The sequence below is a fragment of the Pseudomonas sp. WS 5412 genome (assembly GCF_012985615.1).
Lineage (GTDB): Bacteria > Pseudomonadota > Gammaproteobacteria > Pseudomonadales > Pseudomonadaceae > Aquipseudomonas > Aquipseudomonas shahriarae.
Window position 1 is genome coordinate 67007 of sequence record NZ_JAARMB010000024.1, and the last position, 16239, is coordinate 83245.

General features: G+C 61.4%; 14 protein-coding genes. 7 read left to right on the top strand and 7 right to left on the bottom strand.

Annotated features, from left to right (window positions below):
* Window positions 1-31: 31 nt before the first annotated feature.
* The 4 genes from HBR94_RS24695 to gap all read right to left on the bottom strand — a co-directional run bounded on the left by HBR94_RS24695 (window position 32) and on the right by gap (window position 5472).
* Window positions 32-2599 carry a TonB-dependent receptor gene (locus HBR94_RS24695; RefSeq protein ID WP_170045687.1) on the bottom strand — a complete coding sequence of 856 codons (2568 nt, stop codon included), beginning with the start codon at window positions 2597-2599 and terminating at the stop codon, window positions 32-34.
* Between the two features lie 115 nt (window positions 2600-2714).
* Window positions 2715-3683 carry a FecR domain-containing protein gene (locus HBR94_RS24700; RefSeq protein ID WP_170045688.1) on the bottom strand — a complete coding sequence of 323 codons (969 nt, stop codon included), beginning with the start codon at window positions 3681-3683 and terminating at the stop codon, window positions 2715-2717.
* A gap of 82 nt (window positions 3684-3765) precedes the next feature.
* The gene (locus HBR94_RS24705; RefSeq protein WP_057439388.1) at window positions 3766-4284 is read right to left on the bottom strand and encodes a sigma-70 family RNA polymerase sigma factor; all 519 of its coding nucleotides are present in this window, start codon (window positions 4282-4284) and stop codon (window positions 3766-3768) included.
* Window positions 4285-4470: 186 nt separating this feature from the next.
* Entirely contained in the window at window positions 4471-5472 is a 1002-nt protein-coding gene (gap, locus tag HBR94_RS24710) for a type I glyceraldehyde-3-phosphate dehydrogenase (protein WP_029295415.1), read from the bottom strand.
* A gap of 221 nt (window positions 5473-5693) precedes the next feature.
* Between gap and edd the strand changes: the two genes are divergently transcribed.
* The 4 genes from edd to HBR94_RS24730 all read left to right on the top strand — a co-directional run bounded on the left by edd (window position 5694) and on the right by HBR94_RS24730 (window position 10775).
* Window positions 5694-7520, top strand: a complete 1827-nt coding sequence (gene edd / locus HBR94_RS24715; RefSeq protein WP_057439389.1) for a phosphogluconate dehydratase — start codon at window positions 5694-5696, stop codon at window positions 7518-7520.
* Window positions 7517-8473, top strand: a complete 957-nt coding sequence (locus HBR94_RS24720) for a glucokinase (RefSeq protein WP_057439390.1) — start codon at window positions 7517-7519, stop codon at window positions 8471-8473. Before edd ends, HBR94_RS24720 begins: the two co-directional genes overlap by 4 nt.
* A 126-nt stretch (window positions 8474-8599) precedes the next feature.
* Window positions 8600-9331: a response regulator transcription factor gene (locus tag HBR94_RS24725; RefSeq protein WP_057439391.1), complete on the top strand. Its 732-nt coding sequence runs from the start codon at window positions 8600-8602 to the stop codon at window positions 9329-9331.
* Window positions 9321-10775 carry an ATP-binding protein gene (locus HBR94_RS24730; protein ID WP_169959677.1) on the top strand — a complete coding sequence of 485 codons (1455 nt, stop codon included), beginning with the start codon at window positions 9321-9323 and terminating at the stop codon, window positions 10773-10775. Before HBR94_RS24725 ends, HBR94_RS24730 begins: the two co-directional genes overlap by 11 nt.
* A gap of 104 nt (window positions 10776-10879) precedes the next feature.
* Here HBR94_RS24730 and HBR94_RS24735 read toward each other — a convergent pair whose 3' ends face one another.
* The gene (locus HBR94_RS24735) at window positions 10880-11809 is read right to left on the bottom strand and encodes an AraC family transcriptional regulator (protein WP_170045689.1); all 930 of its coding nucleotides are present in this window, start codon (window positions 11807-11809) and stop codon (window positions 10880-10882) included.
* Between the two features lie 328 nt (window positions 11810-12137).
* Between HBR94_RS24735 and HBR94_RS24740 the strand changes: the two genes are divergently transcribed.
* On the top strand, window positions 12138-12479 hold the full coding sequence (locus HBR94_RS24740; protein WP_057958661.1) for an antibiotic biosynthesis monooxygenase family protein: 342 nt from the start codon (window positions 12138-12140) through the stop codon (window positions 12477-12479).
* An 8-nt stretch (window positions 12480-12487) separates the two neighbouring features.
* Window positions 12488-12769, top strand: coding sequence for a hypothetical protein (locus HBR94_RS24745; protein ID WP_170045690.1), 282 nt, complete (start codon window positions 12488-12490; stop codon window positions 12767-12769).
* 147 nt (window positions 12770-12916) lie between these two features.
* Here the strand turns inward: HBR94_RS24745 and HBR94_RS24750 are convergent, their stop codons facing one another.
* On the bottom strand, window positions 12917-13549 hold the full coding sequence (locus HBR94_RS24750) for a flavin reductase family protein (RefSeq protein ID WP_120734035.1): 633 nt from the start codon (window positions 13547-13549) through the stop codon (window positions 12917-12919).
* Window positions 13550-13745: 196 nt separating this feature from the next.
* Here HBR94_RS24750 and HBR94_RS24755 point away from each other — a divergent pair, with 196 nt between their 5' ends.
* On the top strand, window positions 13746-14501 hold the full coding sequence (locus HBR94_RS24755) for a hypothetical protein (RefSeq protein WP_115128842.1): 756 nt from the start codon (window positions 13746-13748) through the stop codon (window positions 14499-14501).
* Window positions 14502-14564: 63 nt separating this feature from the next.
* Here the strand turns inward: HBR94_RS24755 and HBR94_RS24760 are convergent, their stop codons facing one another.
* Window positions 14565-15884 carry an MFS transporter gene (locus HBR94_RS24760; RefSeq protein ID WP_057439396.1) on the bottom strand — a complete coding sequence of 440 codons (1320 nt, stop codon included), beginning with the start codon at window positions 15882-15884 and terminating at the stop codon, window positions 14565-14567.
* Between the last annotated feature and the right edge of the window lie 355 nt (window positions 15885-16239).

Below are 16239 nucleotides of genomic sequence, written 5' to 3' on the forward strand. Positions count from 1 at the left end.
CGATAAAACCGGCGAGGCGGGGTTGCGTGGGTCAGATATCCCAGATCAGGTTGATCGCAAAGTTACGCCCTGGCTGGGTCAGGCGGTCCAGGCTGGCCGGCGAGGTCACGCCGGCTTCGCCCACGCCGTCGTAGCTGCGCACGTCATCCCAGTTCCAGTATTTCTTGTCGGTCAGGTTGTACAGGCCGCCGTTGACGGTCAGCTCGTCGGTGACTTTGTAGAAGCCGGTCAGGTCGACGATGCCAAAGCCCGGGGTCTTGAACGGGCCGTTGGCCTTGATGCCGGTCGGGGTAAAGAACGTGGCGCTGTCTACCCGGTTCTGTTTCTTGACCAGGGTCCAACTGACCAGCGCACCGTAGGTGTCCTGGTCGTAGCCCAGGCCGAATACACCCTTGAGCGGGTTGACGCTGTTCAGCGGCTGGCCGGTTTCGTCGTTGCGGCCATGGGCGTAGGCAATCGCGCCTTTGCTGTACAGGCCTTGCGGTGCGCCGAAGGCGTCCAGGTTCAAACGCCCTTTGACCTCCATGCCCTTGATGGTGGCGCGCTTGATGTTGCCGGGCTGGAAGATGGTACCGGTTGGGCTCAGCGCGGCGTTGTCCTCGTCAATGAAGTCACGGTACTTGTTATAGAACACCGCGACGTCGAAATTGCCTGAGTCGAAGTTGCCACGGATTCCGGTTTCGTAGCTTTTGCTGGTTTCCGGCTTGAGGTTCGAGTTGGGCTCGACGACATAGTTTTCTTCCAGGTTTTCAAAACGGCCATACAGCGCTTTGGCTGATGGCGTGCGGAAACCTTCGGCGTACTGGCCAAACCAGGTGTACTGCTCGGTCAGTGCGTAGGTCACGCCCAGTTTTGGCGAGAAGCGATGCCAGGTTTTGTTCGAGTCGTCGTGGGGGTACTTGCGGTCCGGGTCGGTGGTATTGAGGAACGCTTCGGTCAGTTTGGGTTTGAGCTGGATGTAGTCGTAGCGCAGGCTGGGCAGGAAGGTCCAGTCATTCCAGCTGATCTGATCCTGGGCAAACAGCGCGTAGCTGTTGATGGTCGGATCGGGGAAATCGCTGGCTTTTTTCACGCTGTCGGCAGGGGTTGGGCTCGGTGCGCCGATGGCAGTGCAGCCCGCGCCTACAGCCAGGCAGGTCGCCGCACCTTCGCGCGAACCGGTGACTTTCTGCTGCTTGATCGTGGTGCCGTAGGTCAGCAGGTGATCGGTATCGCCGATGACGAAGGCCTTGTCCAACTGCGCGTCGAACACCCACTGCTTTTCTTCGTAGAGGGTGTCGCGGGTACGCAGCACGCGGCGGCCGGCCTGATAGATTTCGCTGGTGGCCTGGTCGGTCTTGGCGATCTGGTAGTTGAGGCTGGTCTTGATGTGATCGGCAATCGGCGAGTCGAGTGAAAACTTGTTCTCCAGGCCAAAGCGTTCGCGGGTGATGGTGTCGTTACCGCGGCGGTCACGGTACATGTTCGTGCCCTGGCCCTCGAGGAAGATCCCGCCCACCGCACTTTTCTGGTTGATGTCGCGGTCGTCCTTGTACTTCTCGTAGGTCAGGCCCAGGCGGTTGTCTTCGCCGTAGTTCCAGCCCAGCTTGGCCAGCACGTTGGTAGTGCGCACGTCTTCCGGGTTGGCGCCGGTGCGGGCCAGGCCGGTGGCGTTGTTGCCGTTATGAGACTCCATCTCGTGGCCGTTGCGCTGACTCAGGTGCAGCAAACCGTCGAAGTCCTGCACCCGGCCGGCGACGGTGCCGGAGGTCAGCCAGCTTTCGTCCGCCGAGCTGTAGCCGGTCTTCAGCCGCGCGCCCACATCCTGGCCAGGCTTGATGATGTCATCCGGATCGAGGGTGAAGTAGCTGACGGCGCCGCCGATGGCGCTGCTGCCGTACAGGGCCGAGGCCGGGCCACGGATGATTTCCACGCGCTTGACGATTTCCGGGTCGACATAGTTGCGCCGGGTCTTGGCGTACGGGCCGTTGAAGAAGTTGTCCGGCACCTCTACACCGTCGACCTGGGTGAGGATGCGGTCGCCGTCGATCCCGCGAATGTTGTAGCCGGAGTTACCGGAGCGGGTGCCTGCGCCACCGACCGAGACGCCCGGTTCGTAGCGCACCAGTTCGCGGATGGTGTTGACGTTCTGGCGGTCCAGCTCCTCGCGCCCATGCACGGTGACGGTGCTGGGCACGCTGTCTACCGCTTGTTCCTGACGGGTGGCGCTGATGGTCATTTGCTGCAGGGTGATAGCACTGCCCGCCGTGCGCTTTTCCAGGACGATGTTGTTGTTACCCAGTTTGCGGTAGTTCAGGTTGGTCCCCACCAACAGCCGATCCAGGGCCTTTTCCGGTGTCAGTGAGCCCCGTGCGCCGGGGGAGGAAACCCCTTGGCCCAGTTCGGCGGGCAGGCCGATCTGCCAGCCGGTGACGGCGGTAAAGGCGTTGAGCGCCGACACCAGGGATTGCTGCTCGATGCTGAAGGTGTAATTGGCGTGGCTGCGCGCAGCGGGTTCGGCGGCAGTGGCCGTCAGGACCGGGCTGCCTGCCAACAGGATCGCGGCGGCCAGCAGGCAAAGCGTGGGCGAAGAGGACCGGCGGTTGAAACGAGAGGACATCGAGAGCGCTCCGAGGTACGAGTCTTATAGTTGCGAGCCTGAATCAAATAGGAATCAGTTGCATTGGCTAAGACGAGACGTACCAGCAGAGGTTATCGAGTAAAAATAATTATTCTCAATTGAGAATGACTAGCGCGGGGAACTCCGAGAGCCTGGCCGAGGTGATATGCGCCAGGGAGCGCACCACGTCCAGGGGCTGGTCCAGGCGGTAATTACCGGTCACCGCGACGCTGGCCAGTTGCTCGTTGGTGTTGACGATCCAGCCCGGGTAATAGCGCCGCAGCTCTGCCAGCACTTCACTCATCGGGCAGTTTTCAAAGACCAGTCGGCCCTGGACCCACGCCAGCTCCTTGGTCGCATCGAGCTTGGAGGGTTGGCCGAAGCCCTCGGGGCCGACGCGGATGCTTTCGCCGGCACTCAGGCGCACCCGGTTGTTGCCGAAGGGGGTACTCAGGTCAACGTCTCCGCGTTGCACCTGAACCTGGGCCTCACCGTTGAGATAACGCACAGCGAATGCCGTATCGCTGACACTGGCGTGCACTGGGCCGGCGTCGATTTGCAGGGGCAGGCCACGGTTGGCCGCTACTTCGAAAAACGCCTCGCCCTGGTACAGGCGGGCGATGCGCTGATGTTCGTCGATGGTGCTGGAAAACGCCGAATTGGTATTGAGCAGCACCTTGGAGCCGTCATCCAGCTGCAGGCGCTGGCGCTCGCCGACCACGGTCAAATGGTCGGCCTGCAGGCGCACCGGCAGGTTGCTGAAGCTGAACAGCCCGAGCAGCAACACCGCCGCCGTGGCCAAGGGCTTCCAGTGCGGCTTGATGCGCCGCCAGGCGCTGGGCTTGCGCGGTGCATTGAGGGCCACGGCGGCGCTGTGTACTGGCGCACCGCCCCAGGCGGCCTGGGCTTTGGCGAAGGCTTGGGCGTGACTCGGGTCGGCGGCGAGCCAGGCCTGGAACTCGGCCTGCTGGCCTGGCTGCGGGCATTGCAAAGCGATCAGCCAGTCGAGGGCTTGGTCCATGGCCGCATGTTGCAACACCTCATGAGCCAGCTCATGGGGGTGCAGTTTGTTCGGGTCCGTCACGGTGTTCCTCGGGTCTTCGCCACGTTTTATTCAGTGTCTTGCGTATTTTTGCGACATTTCTGTCGGCTTGTCCCGACAAAGCTTAAGGGTGATCGAGTCGTTCGGCCACACCTATGCAGATGGCCATGATCAATTTCAGTTCCTTTTGCACGGTGCTCAAGGACACCTGCAACTGGTCGGCAATCTCCTGATAGCTGCAGCCGTGCAGGCGGCTGAGGATAAAAATCTGCTGCTGGCGGGCGCTCAACTGTCCGAGGCTGACACTCAGGTGCTCCAGCAATTGCTCGGCGTGGGCGGCATCTTCGGGCGTCGTGACCGGGGAGGCGACGCTTTGCAGGACATCCAATGGGACATCTTCCTGCAGGGTGCGGGACTGGATCCGACGCGCGCGCAGATGGTCGAGGGCCAGGTTGCGTGCGGTCTGGAACACGAAAGGTTCGAGGTGATCAATCGGTCGCTCGCTGAGCGCCCGGGTGACGCGCAGGTAGGTTTCCTGCAACAGGTCCTCGGCGGTGCTGTGGTTATTCACCATCCGCTGCAAGGTGCGCAGTAGCACCACCCGTTGGGTGAGGAAGACTTGATTGAAGCGAGATAGGCTCACAGTGATACCGGACCAATTGGCAGTTAATGATAATGCTTATCATCAACGCAAATGGCAAGTGGCTATTTCTCTGAACCCACGCAAGACAAATGTGGGAGCGGGCTTGCTCGCGAATGCGGTGGGTCAGTAATGAATGTATTGACTGACCCACCGCATTCGCGAGCAAGCCCGCTCCCACAGGGGGGGTTATTCGGCGTTACACAGCGCCAGGCAGTTATCCAGCATACGGTTGGAGAAGCCCCATTCGTTGTCGTACCACGCCAGTACCTTGAGCAGCTTGCCACTGGACTTGGTGTGGTTGGCGTCGAAGATCGACGACAGCGGGTTATGGTTGAAGTCACTGGAAACCAGCGGCAGGGTGTTGTAGCCGAGGATTTTCGAGTGTTGGCTGGCTTCTTTGAGCAGCGCGTTGACCTCATCGGCCGTGGCTTCTTTTTTCAGTTGCACGGTCAGGTCCACCAGCGACACGTTGATCACCGGCACGCGCACCGCCATGCCCGTCAGCTTGCCCGCCAGTTCCGGCAGGACCAGGCCCACCGCTTCGGCTGCACCGGTCTTGCTCGGGATCATGTTCTGCGTGGCCGAGCGGGCGCGGTACGGGTCGGTGTGGTAGACGTCGGTCAGGTTCTGGTCGTTGGTGTAAGCGTGGATGGTGGTCATCAGGCCGCTTTCGATACCCAATTCGCGGTGCAGCACCTGGGCCACCGGTGCCAGGCAGTTGGTGGTGCAGGAGGCGTTGGAGATGATCTGGTGGGATTGACGCAAGATGTCATGGTTGACCCCGTAGACCACGGTGGCATCCGCGCCCTTGGCCGGGGCCGAGATAATGACCTTGCGCGCGCCGGCGCTAATATGGGCCGCGGCCTTGTCACGGTCGGTGAACAGACCGGTGCATTCGAACACCACGTCGATCTTGTGCGCCGCCCACGGCAGGTCGGCGGGGTTGCGAATGGCACTCACGGCGATCCGGTCGCCATTGACGGTCAGGCTTTCCTGATCGTGAGCAACCTCTGCATCGAAAGTGCCATGGACGGTGTCGTATTTGAGCAGGTGGGCATTGATCGAACTGTCGCCCAGATCATTGATGGCGACGATCTGCAAATCCTGGCGGTAACCTTGGGTATAAAGTGCACGCAGGACGTTGCGGCCAATACGGCCAAAACCATTGATTGCAATCCGAAGAGTCATTTGAAAGCGCCTGTCGTCGATTTGTTGTAAGAATTACAAGATTATTCGCATAAAAATAGAAAACAAGCCTTTTTAGTGGCAATATTTTGTTCAATCTACAACGAGTGACCTGAATCAACTGGTCCGATGATCCAAACGACTCCCTGCCATCCCATGAGCGGTGGGCGTTTGATCAGCATAGACACTCAGGTCGTCACATCCGTTAGCCTGGAGTTCTACACATGCATCCCCGCGTACTTGAGGTCACCGAACGCCTTATCGCCCGCAGCCGGGCAACCCGTGAGGCGTACCTTGCGCTGATTCGCGGCGCGGCCAGCGACGGGCCGATGCGCGGCAAGCTGCAATGTGCCAACTTTGCCCACGGCGTGGCCGGGTGCGGCACTGAAGATAAAAACAGCCTGCGGATGATGAATGCCGCCAACGTGGCAATTGTTTCGTCATATAACGACATGCTCTCGGCGCACCAGCCGTACGAACATTTCCCGGAACAGATCAAAAAAGCCCTGCGCGAAGTCGGCTCGGTCGGCCAGTTCGCCGGCGGCACCCCGGCCATGTGCGACGGTGTGACCCAGGGCGAGCCGGGCATGGAGCTGAGCCTGCTCAGCCGCGAAGTGATTGCCATGTCCACGGCGGTAGCGCTGTCCCACAACATGTTCGACGCCGCGCTGATGCTGGGGATCTGCGACAAGATCGTCCCGGGCCTGATGATGGGTGCCCTGCGTTATGGCCATCTGCCTATGATCTTCGTGCCCGGCGGGCCGATGCCCTCGGGGATCTCCAACAAACAGAAGGCCGATGTGCGCCAGCGCTATGCCGAAGGCAAGGCCAGCCGCGAAGAGCTGCTGGAATCGGAGATGAAGTCCTACCACAGCCCCGGCACCTGCACCTTCTACGGCACCGCCAACACCAACCAGTTGCTGATGGAAGTGATGGGCCTGCACTTACCCGGCGCTTCGTTCGTCAACCCGTACACACCGCTGCGCGATGCACTGACCCGCGAGGCTGCGCACCAGGTCACGCGCCTGACCAAGGCCAATGGCAACTTCACACCGATCGGCGAGATCGTCGACGAAAAATCCCTGGTCAACTCCATCGTCGCTCTCAACGCCACCGGCGGCTCGACCAACCACACCCTGCATATGCCGGCCATCGCCATGGCCGCGGGCATCATCCTCACCTGGCAGGACATGGCCGACCTCTCGGAGGTGGTGCCGACCCTGTCCCACGTCTACCCGAACGGTAAAGCTGATATCAACCACTTCCAGGCGGCGGGCGGCATGTCGTTCCTGATCCGTGAGTTGCTGGAAGCCGGCCTGCTCCACGAAGACGTCAACACCGTGGCCGGCCATGGCCTGAGCCGCTACACCCAGGAGCCATTCCTGGTGGATGGCGAACTGGTCTGGCGTGAAGGCCCGATCGAAAGCCTCGACGAAAGCATCCTGCGCCCGGTGGCCCGTGCCTTCTCCCCGGAGGGTGGCTTGCGAGTGATGGAAGGCAACCTCGGCCGTGGGGTGATGAAAGTCTCGGCCGTGGCCCTCGAGCATCAAATCGTCGAAGCGCCGGCCGTGGTGTTCCAGGACCAGCAGGACCTGGCGGACGCGTTCAAGGCCGGCCAGTTGGAGAAGGATTTTGTCGCGGTCATGCGCTTCCAGGGCCCGCGCTCCAATGGCATGCCGGAATTGCACAAGATGACGCCGTTCCTTGGTGTGTTGCAGGACCGGGGTTTCAAAGTCGCATTGGTGACAGACGGGCGCATGTCCGGCGCCTCGGGTAAGATTCCCGCCGCGATTCACGTCAGCCCCGAAGCCCAGTGCGGTGGGGCGCTGGCGCGGGTCAAGGATGGCGATATCATTCGCGTCGATGGCGTCAAAGGTACCCTCGAGCTTAAGGTGGACGCCGAAGAATTTGCAGCGCGCGCGCCTGCCACGGGCCTGTTGGGCAATAACGTGGGGGCCGGTCGCGAGCTGTTTGCATTTATGCGCCTGGCCGCAAGCTCCGCAGAGCAGGGCGCCAGCGCCTTTACCTCTGCCCTGGAGACACTTAAGTGAAACTTGCGCTGGTTGGTGACATCGGCGGTACCAACGCCCGGTTTGCGTTATGGCGGGACCAGGCACTGCATTCGATCCGGGTGCTGGCCACGGCGGATCACGCCAGCCCTGAAGAGGCGATCAAGGTCTACCTCGCCGAGGAAGGCCTGGCGCCGGGTTCCATCGGCGCGGTGTGCCTGTCGGTGGCCGGGCCGGTAAGTGGTGATGAGTTCAAGTTCACCAACAACCATTGGCGCCTGAGCAAGACCGCGTTCTGCAAGGCCCTGCAAGTGGACGAGCTGCTGCTGGTCAATGACTTCTCGGCCATGGCCCTGGGCATGACCCGCCTGCAACCCGATGAGTACCGCGTGGTCTGCGCCGGCACCCCGGAGCCGTGGCGCCCGGCCGTGGTGATCGGCCCAGGCACAGGGCTGGGCGTGGGCACCTTGCTGGACCTGGGCGCCGGCCGCTGGGCCGCGTTGCCGGGCGAGGGCGGGCATGTCGACCTGCCCCTGAGCAGCCCACGGGAAACCCAGTTGTGGCAACACATCTACAACGAGATCGGGCATGTCAGCGCCGAGACCGCCCTGAGCGGTAGCGGTCTGCCACGCCTGTACCGGGCGATCTGCGCGGTGGACGGCCATCCGGCGGTATTGGAAACCCCGGAGGCGATTACTGCGGCAGGGTTGGCTGGCGATCCGGTGGCGATGGAGGTCCTCGACCAGTTCAGCATCTGGCTGGGCCGCGTGGCCGGCAATAACGTGCTGACCACCGGCGCCCGGGGTGGGGTGTATATCGTGGGCGGGGTGATCCCGCGGTTTGCCGAGTTCTTTATCAACAGTGGCTTTGCCAAGAGCTTTGCGGACAAAGGTTGCATGAGCGACTACTTCAAAGGGATCCCGGTGTGGTTGGTGACGGCGCCGTATTCCGGGTTGACCGGGGCGGGTGTGGCGTTGGAGCAGGCATTTGCGTAGGCAGTGATGGCCTCTTCGCGGGCAAGCCCACTCCCACATTTGATTGTGTTCACAAATCAAAATGTGGGAGTGGGCTTGCCCGCGAAGAGGCCCTAGAGAGCACCCCATAACAACAAGGAGGCCCCCGTGAGCGTAATCAGTAAATCCATTCTTCTCGTCGATGACGACGAGGAAATCCGCGAGTTGCTGCAAACCTACCTCAGTCGCGCCGGCTTCCAGGTGCGGGGCGTGCCCAATGGCGCAGGGTTTCGCCAAGCCATGGACGAAGCCCCGTGCGACCTGGTGATCCTCGACGTCATGCTGCCCGACGAAGACGGCTTCAGCCTCTGCCGCTGGGTACGTCAGCACCCGCGCCAGGCCCAGGTGCCGATCATCATGCTCACCGCCAGTTCCGACGAGGCCGACCGGGTCATCGGCCTGGAGCTGGGCGCCGACGATTACATCGGCAAACCCTTCAGCCCCCGTGAGCTGCAGGCACGCATCAAGGCCCTGTTGCGCCGCTGCCAGTTTGGCCAGGAGCGCAGCGGCGGCGATGTGCTGGTGTTTGATGAGTGGCGGCTGGACATGATCAGCCATCGCTTGTTTCACGTTGATGGCGAGGAAGTCATCCTCTCCGGCGCCGACTTCGCCCTGCTCAAACTGTTCCTCGATCACCCGCAGCAAATCCTTGATCGCGACACCATTGGCAATGCCACCCGTGGCCGTGACCTGATGCCCCTGGACCGCATTGTCGACATGGCCGTCAGCCGCCTGCGCCAACGCCTGCGCGACACCGAGAAACCGCCACGGCTGATCCGCACCGTGCGCGGCAGCGGTTACCAACTGGCGGCCAGTGTGGTTGCCAGCAATGCCCACTGAGCGCCGGCGCATTCCGGTCCCGCGTTCCTTGTTGGGGCGCATGCTGCTGCTGACCCTGTTGGCGGTGCTGTTCGCCCAGGCTTTATCCAGCGTGATCTGGGTCTCGCAGCTGCGCGCCACCCAGCTTGAGGGCCTGGTCACCAGCGCCCGCAGCCTGGCCCATTCGATGACCGCCAGCGTCAGTTATTTCCGTTCCCTGCCGGTGGCTTATCGCCCGCTGGTGCTCGACCAGTTGCGCAGCATGGGCGGCACGCGCTTTGTGGTGACGCTCAACGACAAGCCGCTGGATATGCAGATCTTGCCGCAAACCCCGCGCAAACAGGCGGTGCTCGGCGCGGTGGACGAAGTGCTGCGCCAGACCCTGGGCGGTGACGTGCATTTTTCGGTGGAGTTTGTCAGTGCCGAAGACCTGCGCATCTTCAATGCCGGCCTGAAACTCGATGAGCTGCCACGTTCCTGGGCGCATTACGCGCTGACCCTGGAGCCGGTCAACCCGCCGGTGCTGGTGACGCAGATCGAGTTGGGCGCCGGCGAATGGCTGTATATCGCCTCGTTGCTGCCCGAGCCCTACACCAGCCTCGAAGAACAGGGCCTGCCGTCCCAGCAAGTGTGGTTTATCGTGCTGACCAGCGGCTTTCTGTTGCTGTTTATCGGCTTGCTGGTGCACTGGCAAAGCCGGCCGCTCAAGCGCCTGGCGCGGGCGGCGCGGGACCTGTCCCTGGGCGCCGACGTGGAGCCGGTGGCCGAAGGCGGCGGCAGCGAAGTGGTGGAGGTAGGCCGCGCGTTCAATGCCATGCGCGAGCGGATCAGCCGCTACCTGACCGAACGCAGCCAGTTGTTCAGCGCAATTTCCCACGACTTGCGCACGCCGATCACACGCCTGCGGTTGCGGGTGGAACTGTTGGAAGACGAAAAGCTGCAAGCCAAGTTCGGCCGTGACCTGGATGAGCTGGAACTGCTGGTCAAGGGCGCGTTGCAGTGCGTCAAGGACACGGACATCCACGAGAACATCGAGCCAGTGGACCTCAACCATGTGCTCGACTGCCTGGTGGAGCCGTATCTGGCGCCCAACGGCAATGGCCGGGTGACCCAGCACGGCCGGGCGTTGACGGCCTATCCGGGCAAGCCGCTGGCGCTCAAGCGCTGCATTGGCAACCTGATCGACAACGCCTTGAAGTACGGGCAGAACGCCCATCTGCGTATCGAGGACGATGGTGCGCAGTTCATCCTGCATGTGGATGACGAGGGGCCCGGTGTACCGGAGCAGCGTCTGGAGCAGGTCTTCGAACCGCACTTTCGCCTGGCCGGGCAGCAGCAGGGCTATGGCCTGGGGCTGGGGATTGCACGCAATATCGCCCATAGCCATGGCGGCGAAGTGAGTTTGCAGAATTTGCGCGAAGGTGGCCTGCGGGTGACCTTGCAACTGCCCCGCACCCCGGACTAAGCAGCGCTGCCGAGCCTATGTGGGGGCGGGCTTGCCTGCGATAGCGGTACATCTGACCCACCGCCATCGCAGGCAAGCCAGCTCCCACAGCGGTCCGCAGTAGGTCAGAGGCTCTGGCGCAACCTGGCTAAATCTCTAAGCGGCGGCGCCCCAAACAATCGGCTGTATTCCCGGCTGAACTGCGATGGGCTCTCATACCCCACCCGATACCCCGCCGCCGAGGCTTCCAGGCCTTCGGCGATCATCAGTCGCCGCGCTTCCTGCAAGCGCAGTTGCTTCTGGTACTGCAACGGACTCATGGCCGTGATGGCCTTGAAGCGGTGGTGCAGGGTCGACACGCTGAGATTCACTTCCTTGGCCAGGTCATCAATGCGTAGCGGTTGTTCGTAGTTGCCGTTCAGCCAGGTGATTGCGCGGCTGACCCGATGGCTCTGGCTATTGGCCACGGCAATTTCGTACAGGCGATAGCCCTGTGGCCCACGCAGCAAGCGGTAGAGGATTTCGCGATTGATCAACGGCGCCAACATCGCGATATCTTTGGGCGTATCCAGCAGGCGTGCCAGGCGCAATACGGCGTCGAGCAACTGGGTGTCGATCCGGTCGACATACATACCGCGCGCGGTCGGGCGCGTGGGCACCCCCATCGGGCCGGCTTCGGCTATCAGGGCGGTCAGTTGCGCCGGGTCGATATTGATGCGCACCGACAGGTTGGGGTTTTCGACCGTGGCGTCGATGACTCGCCCGGCCACCGGCATCGCGACCGAGAACACCAGGTAGTTGAGGGGGTCGTAGGCAAAGATTTCGTCGGCCAGGCGCACTTCCTTGCTGCCGTTGGCGAGGATGCACAGGGCAGGTTCCACCAGCACCGGCATGAAGTCGCGCGGCGTATTGTGGCGGTTCAGGTAGAGCGAAGTGATCGCGGTGCCGTAGGAACCGTCCTCCCAGGTGTGCCGGTGCACAATGCTGGCCAGTTCGGCGCGCTGTTTTTCCATCTCGGCATCGAGGGGAATGGACTGCTGTTCGGGCGACGACATGGAGCGTCCTCTGCATGCTTCTTTGATGGGCACAGCTTAGCGGTGGCGCTGCAAGCAGTGTTATGTCGATTCTGCACAATCCTTGCCTGATCCTGCGGCGCGTCTGGAATCAGGCAAGCCCCCCGGCCTGTCATCTGCCTGAAACAAGGCGCTTGTCCCTGCAATAAAGCCTGGGGCCGAACCGGGTGTCTACGCTTCTGGCAGGATTGTGCAATAAGCCGGCAGGAATCGACTAACCGCGCAGGGGCCTGCGCCCGTATCTTTGATTGTGTGGCAACACGCCCTCACAGTGCTTGCCGAGCATCACTTCTCAACGGGAGAGTCGAACATGTCCACCCCCATTCCCGCGAGCCATCTGGCCTTTATCCGCGCCCGCAGCGGGTGCAGCACCGAACTGGGTGCACGCTTGAGCAGTTTGATCGAACCGGGCCGTCAGGCTCAGGGTTGCCTGCAATTCTCGTTGCAGCATTCCCAGGTTGACCCCGATGTCTGGCTGGTTTCAGGTTTCTGGAGCAGCGAACAGGCCATGAGTGCCTACTTCAGCTCGCCGGCGCTGGTGCTGTTTACCGAGTTGTTGAACGACAGGGTCGTGCGCAGCATGGACTTCCAGACCTTCACTGACGCCTGCGCCGACAAGGCTTATGGCGAGTACCTGCAACTGGCCGGTTAGGGTTTAGAATGGCCGACTTTCCATTGGCCAGGACCTGCAACATGGCACGTAAAGAATTTGCCCACCACGAAGCTGTTTCCGCCCTAGTGTGCGAAGACCAGGGCGGCTATAGCGCCGCCATTGCCGTCAAGGCACTGGACGGCATGAGCGCACCGCGCTTTCACAAGATCCTCGATGGCCAACTGTTCAAGACTGCCGACGACGCCGACGATGCGGCGGCCCAGCAACTGGAGCGCTTGAGCGATATCGACGAAGAGGGCCAACTGGCCTGGGCAACCGCAACAAACTAAAGAACACCACCGACCCAACTGTGGGCGCGGGGTTTGTGTGGGAGCGGGCTTGCTCGCGAAAGCGTCGTGTCAGCCAGCCAATTTGGAACTGATCCACCGCTTTCGCGAGCAAGCCCGCTCCCACATTTTTAATTGCATTCGATCCAATCAGGGTTTGGTAGCCCCAGGGCGGTACATCTTGAACAGCGCTTCCGGCCCCAGCTGGAAATAATCCGCCGGGCCGCCGCCCCGCAGAATCGGCTCGGCCGCCGCAGTGTCGTACACCCCATCCTTGAGCAACCATTTGGCGATATGCACCGCGACCACTTCGCCAAGCACCAGCCAACTGGGCACCAGTTCCTTGTCGGCCCGTTGCAGCTGAATGATCTGCGTGACCTTGCACTCGAACGACACCGGGCTTTCGCCGACCCGCGGCACAGCGATCACTTTGGAGGCCACTGGCGTCAGCCCGGCCAATTCAAACTCGTTGACCTCTGGTGACACGGCCGCGCAGCTCTGGTTCATCTGCTCGGCCAGCGGGCGCGTGGCCAGGTTCCAGACAAATTCGCCGGTCTGTTCGATGTTATTCAGGCTGTCTTTACGCCCGACGCTGGAAAAACCAATGATCGGCGGAATGTAGTTGAAGGCATTGAAAAAACTGTAGGGCGCCAGGTTCAGGCGGCCTTCGCGGTCCTGGGACGAAATCCAGCCAATCGGGCGTGGGCCGACGATGGCGTTGAACGGGTCATGGGGCAGGCCGTGGCCGTTGGCGGGTTCGTAGAAATGGATATCGTCAGGCATGGACGGGGGTTCCTGCGGCGGGGAAAAGCGCAATAGTGCAGGCCCAAGGGCAGGATTTCTAGCGGATTGGCGGTGCCGCATGGAATTTTCATCCATCACCCACCTATTTTTCACAGGGCTGCGGCCAGTCTGCACGCCAGGTCGATACCCCCCATGAGTCGGCCTTTCGAGACTGAACTCTGGAGCCTTCTGCACAATGAACAAACTTCCTCAGATTACCCTGGCGTTCTGGGTTATGAAGATCTGTGCGACCACCCTTGGCGAAACCGCCGGGGACTTGTTGTCGATGACCTTGAACGTCGGCTATGCCATCAGCTCGATGATCCTGCTCAGCGTGTTCCTGATCACATTGCTGACGCAGTTATGGTCGAAATCCTACAACCCGGTGCTGTACTGGATCGTGATTCTGTCGACCAGTACGGCGGGCACCACCATGTCCGATTTTATGGACCGCACCCTGGGCCTGGGGTACGCCTCTGGCTCGATGATCCTGATTGTACTGTTACTGATGGTGTTCGCCCTCTGGCACCTGAGCGGCAATTCGCTGAACGTGAACAAGGTGCAGACCCCGCGCGGCGAGCTGTTCTACTGGGTGGCAATCCTGCTCTCCAGCACCCTGGGCACGGCCCTGGGGGACTTCCTGGCCGACGACTCGGGCCTGGGTTTTGCCGGCGGTGCGATGTTGATCGGCGCGAGCATCCTGCTGGTGGTGGCGCTCAAGTACTGCACGACGGTTTCGTCGGTGGTGTTGTTCTGGGTAGCGTTTGTGTTGACCCGGCCCTTTGGCGCGACCCTCGGGGATTTCCTGACCAAACCCCATGAAAAGGGTGGCCTGGACTTTGGCACTGTCGGCTCATCGGCGGTGCTGGCGGCGGTGTTGCTGGTGATGATCGCCGGTGCCTGGTATGTACAGCGCCGGGATAACCGCCAGCCGCTGGCAGGGCTGTCCTGACGGGATAAAAAAGGGGCCATATCATTTGCATGACATGGCCCCTTTTCTACACCTGGCGAACCCTTAGTCCGTGGTGATCCGCGAATGCTTGCGGGTGTCTTTCATGGTGATGTAGACCAGCAGCGACACGGCAATACACGCGGTGACGTACCAGTAGTAGCCGGTTTCCATGCCGATGCTCTTGAACCACAGGGCGATGTATTCAGCGGTACCGCCGAAGATCGACACGGTCAGTGCGTAAGGCAGGCCGACGCCCAGTGCACGGATTTCGGTAGGGAACAGCTCGGCCTTCACCACGGCGTTGATCGAGGTGTAGCCGCTGACGATGATCAGCGCCGCCATGATCAGGAAGAACGCGCCCCACCAGGTCTGGACGGTGTGCAGAGTGGTGAGGATCGGCACGGTGAACAGGGTGCCGAGGATGCCGAAGGCGATCAGAATCGGCCGGCGACCGACCTTGTCCGACAGGCCGCCGACAATCGGTTGCAGGCACATGAACAGGAACAGTGTGGCCGCAGAAATGGTGGTGGAGTCGGAAATGCTCATGCCGACAGTGTTCACCAGGTACTTCTGCATGTAGGTGGTGTAGGTGTAGAAGGCCAGGGTGCCGCCCATGGTCAGGCCGACCACGGTCATCAGTTCCTTGGGGTGGCGCATCAAGGTGCGCATTGCGCTTTCCTTGGCTTTTTCCTTCTTGGTGAACGACTCGGTTTCTTCCATGCCGCGTCGCAGATACAGGGCTACGACCGCGCACAGGGCGCCGATGGCAAACGGGATACGCCAGCCCCAGGCATACAGCTCTTCGGTGGTGAGGATCTGTTGCAGCACGATCAGCACCGCCAGTGCGATGAGCTGGCCGGAGATCAGGGTCACGTACTGGAAGCTGGAGAAGAAGCCGCGACGTTCCTTGGTCGCCATTTCACTCAGGTAGGTGGCCGAGGTGCCGTATTCGCCACCGACCGACAGGCCTTGCAGCAAGCGGGCGAACACCAGCAGGATCGGCGCGCCGACACCGATGGTTTCATAACCGGGGCTCAGGGCGATGATCAGCGAGCCGAAGCACATCAGCAGCACCGACGCCATCAACGCGGCTTTACGGCCTGCGCGGTCGGCGTAGAGGCCCATCAGCCAGCCGCCAATCGGGCGCATCAAAAAGCCCACGGCGAAGATCGCGGCGGTGTTGAGCAGTTGGGCGGTAGTGTCGCCTTTAGGGAAGAAGGCCTTGGCGAAGTACAGCGAGAAAGCAGCGTAGACGTACCAGTCGTACCACTCGACCATATTGCCGACCGATCCGCTGAAGATCGACTTGATGCGGCTGGAGGTGGTGCGTGCTTGCGCCGGCGCAGCCGCCGACCCCAGAGGCAGGGAATTGGAGTTATCCATTGAAGGATCCTTCATGTCATTGTTTTTGTGGAGCGCGCGTTAGCGCAGCCTGGTTGGACCTATAGCAGGAGCTGTGCCAAGCAGGTGAGGGCCCGATCTAGAAGGGTTGGGGGATTTTTTTGAGCGGAAAGTCGCTGATGATTTTTTGTTGGTGAGCGGAAATCCGCTTATGGCGGCCGTCCTCATCGCAGGCAAGCCAGCTCCCACATTCTGATTTGCGAATACATTCAAGTGTGGGAGATTCTATGGTTTTGGGGAAGCCCCCAAAACCGCTTTTGACTGGTATTCGCTCAGGTTTTTCATGAGCGAAAAGGCGATGCGCGCCAGCTTGCGGCCAATGATGACCAGGGCTTGA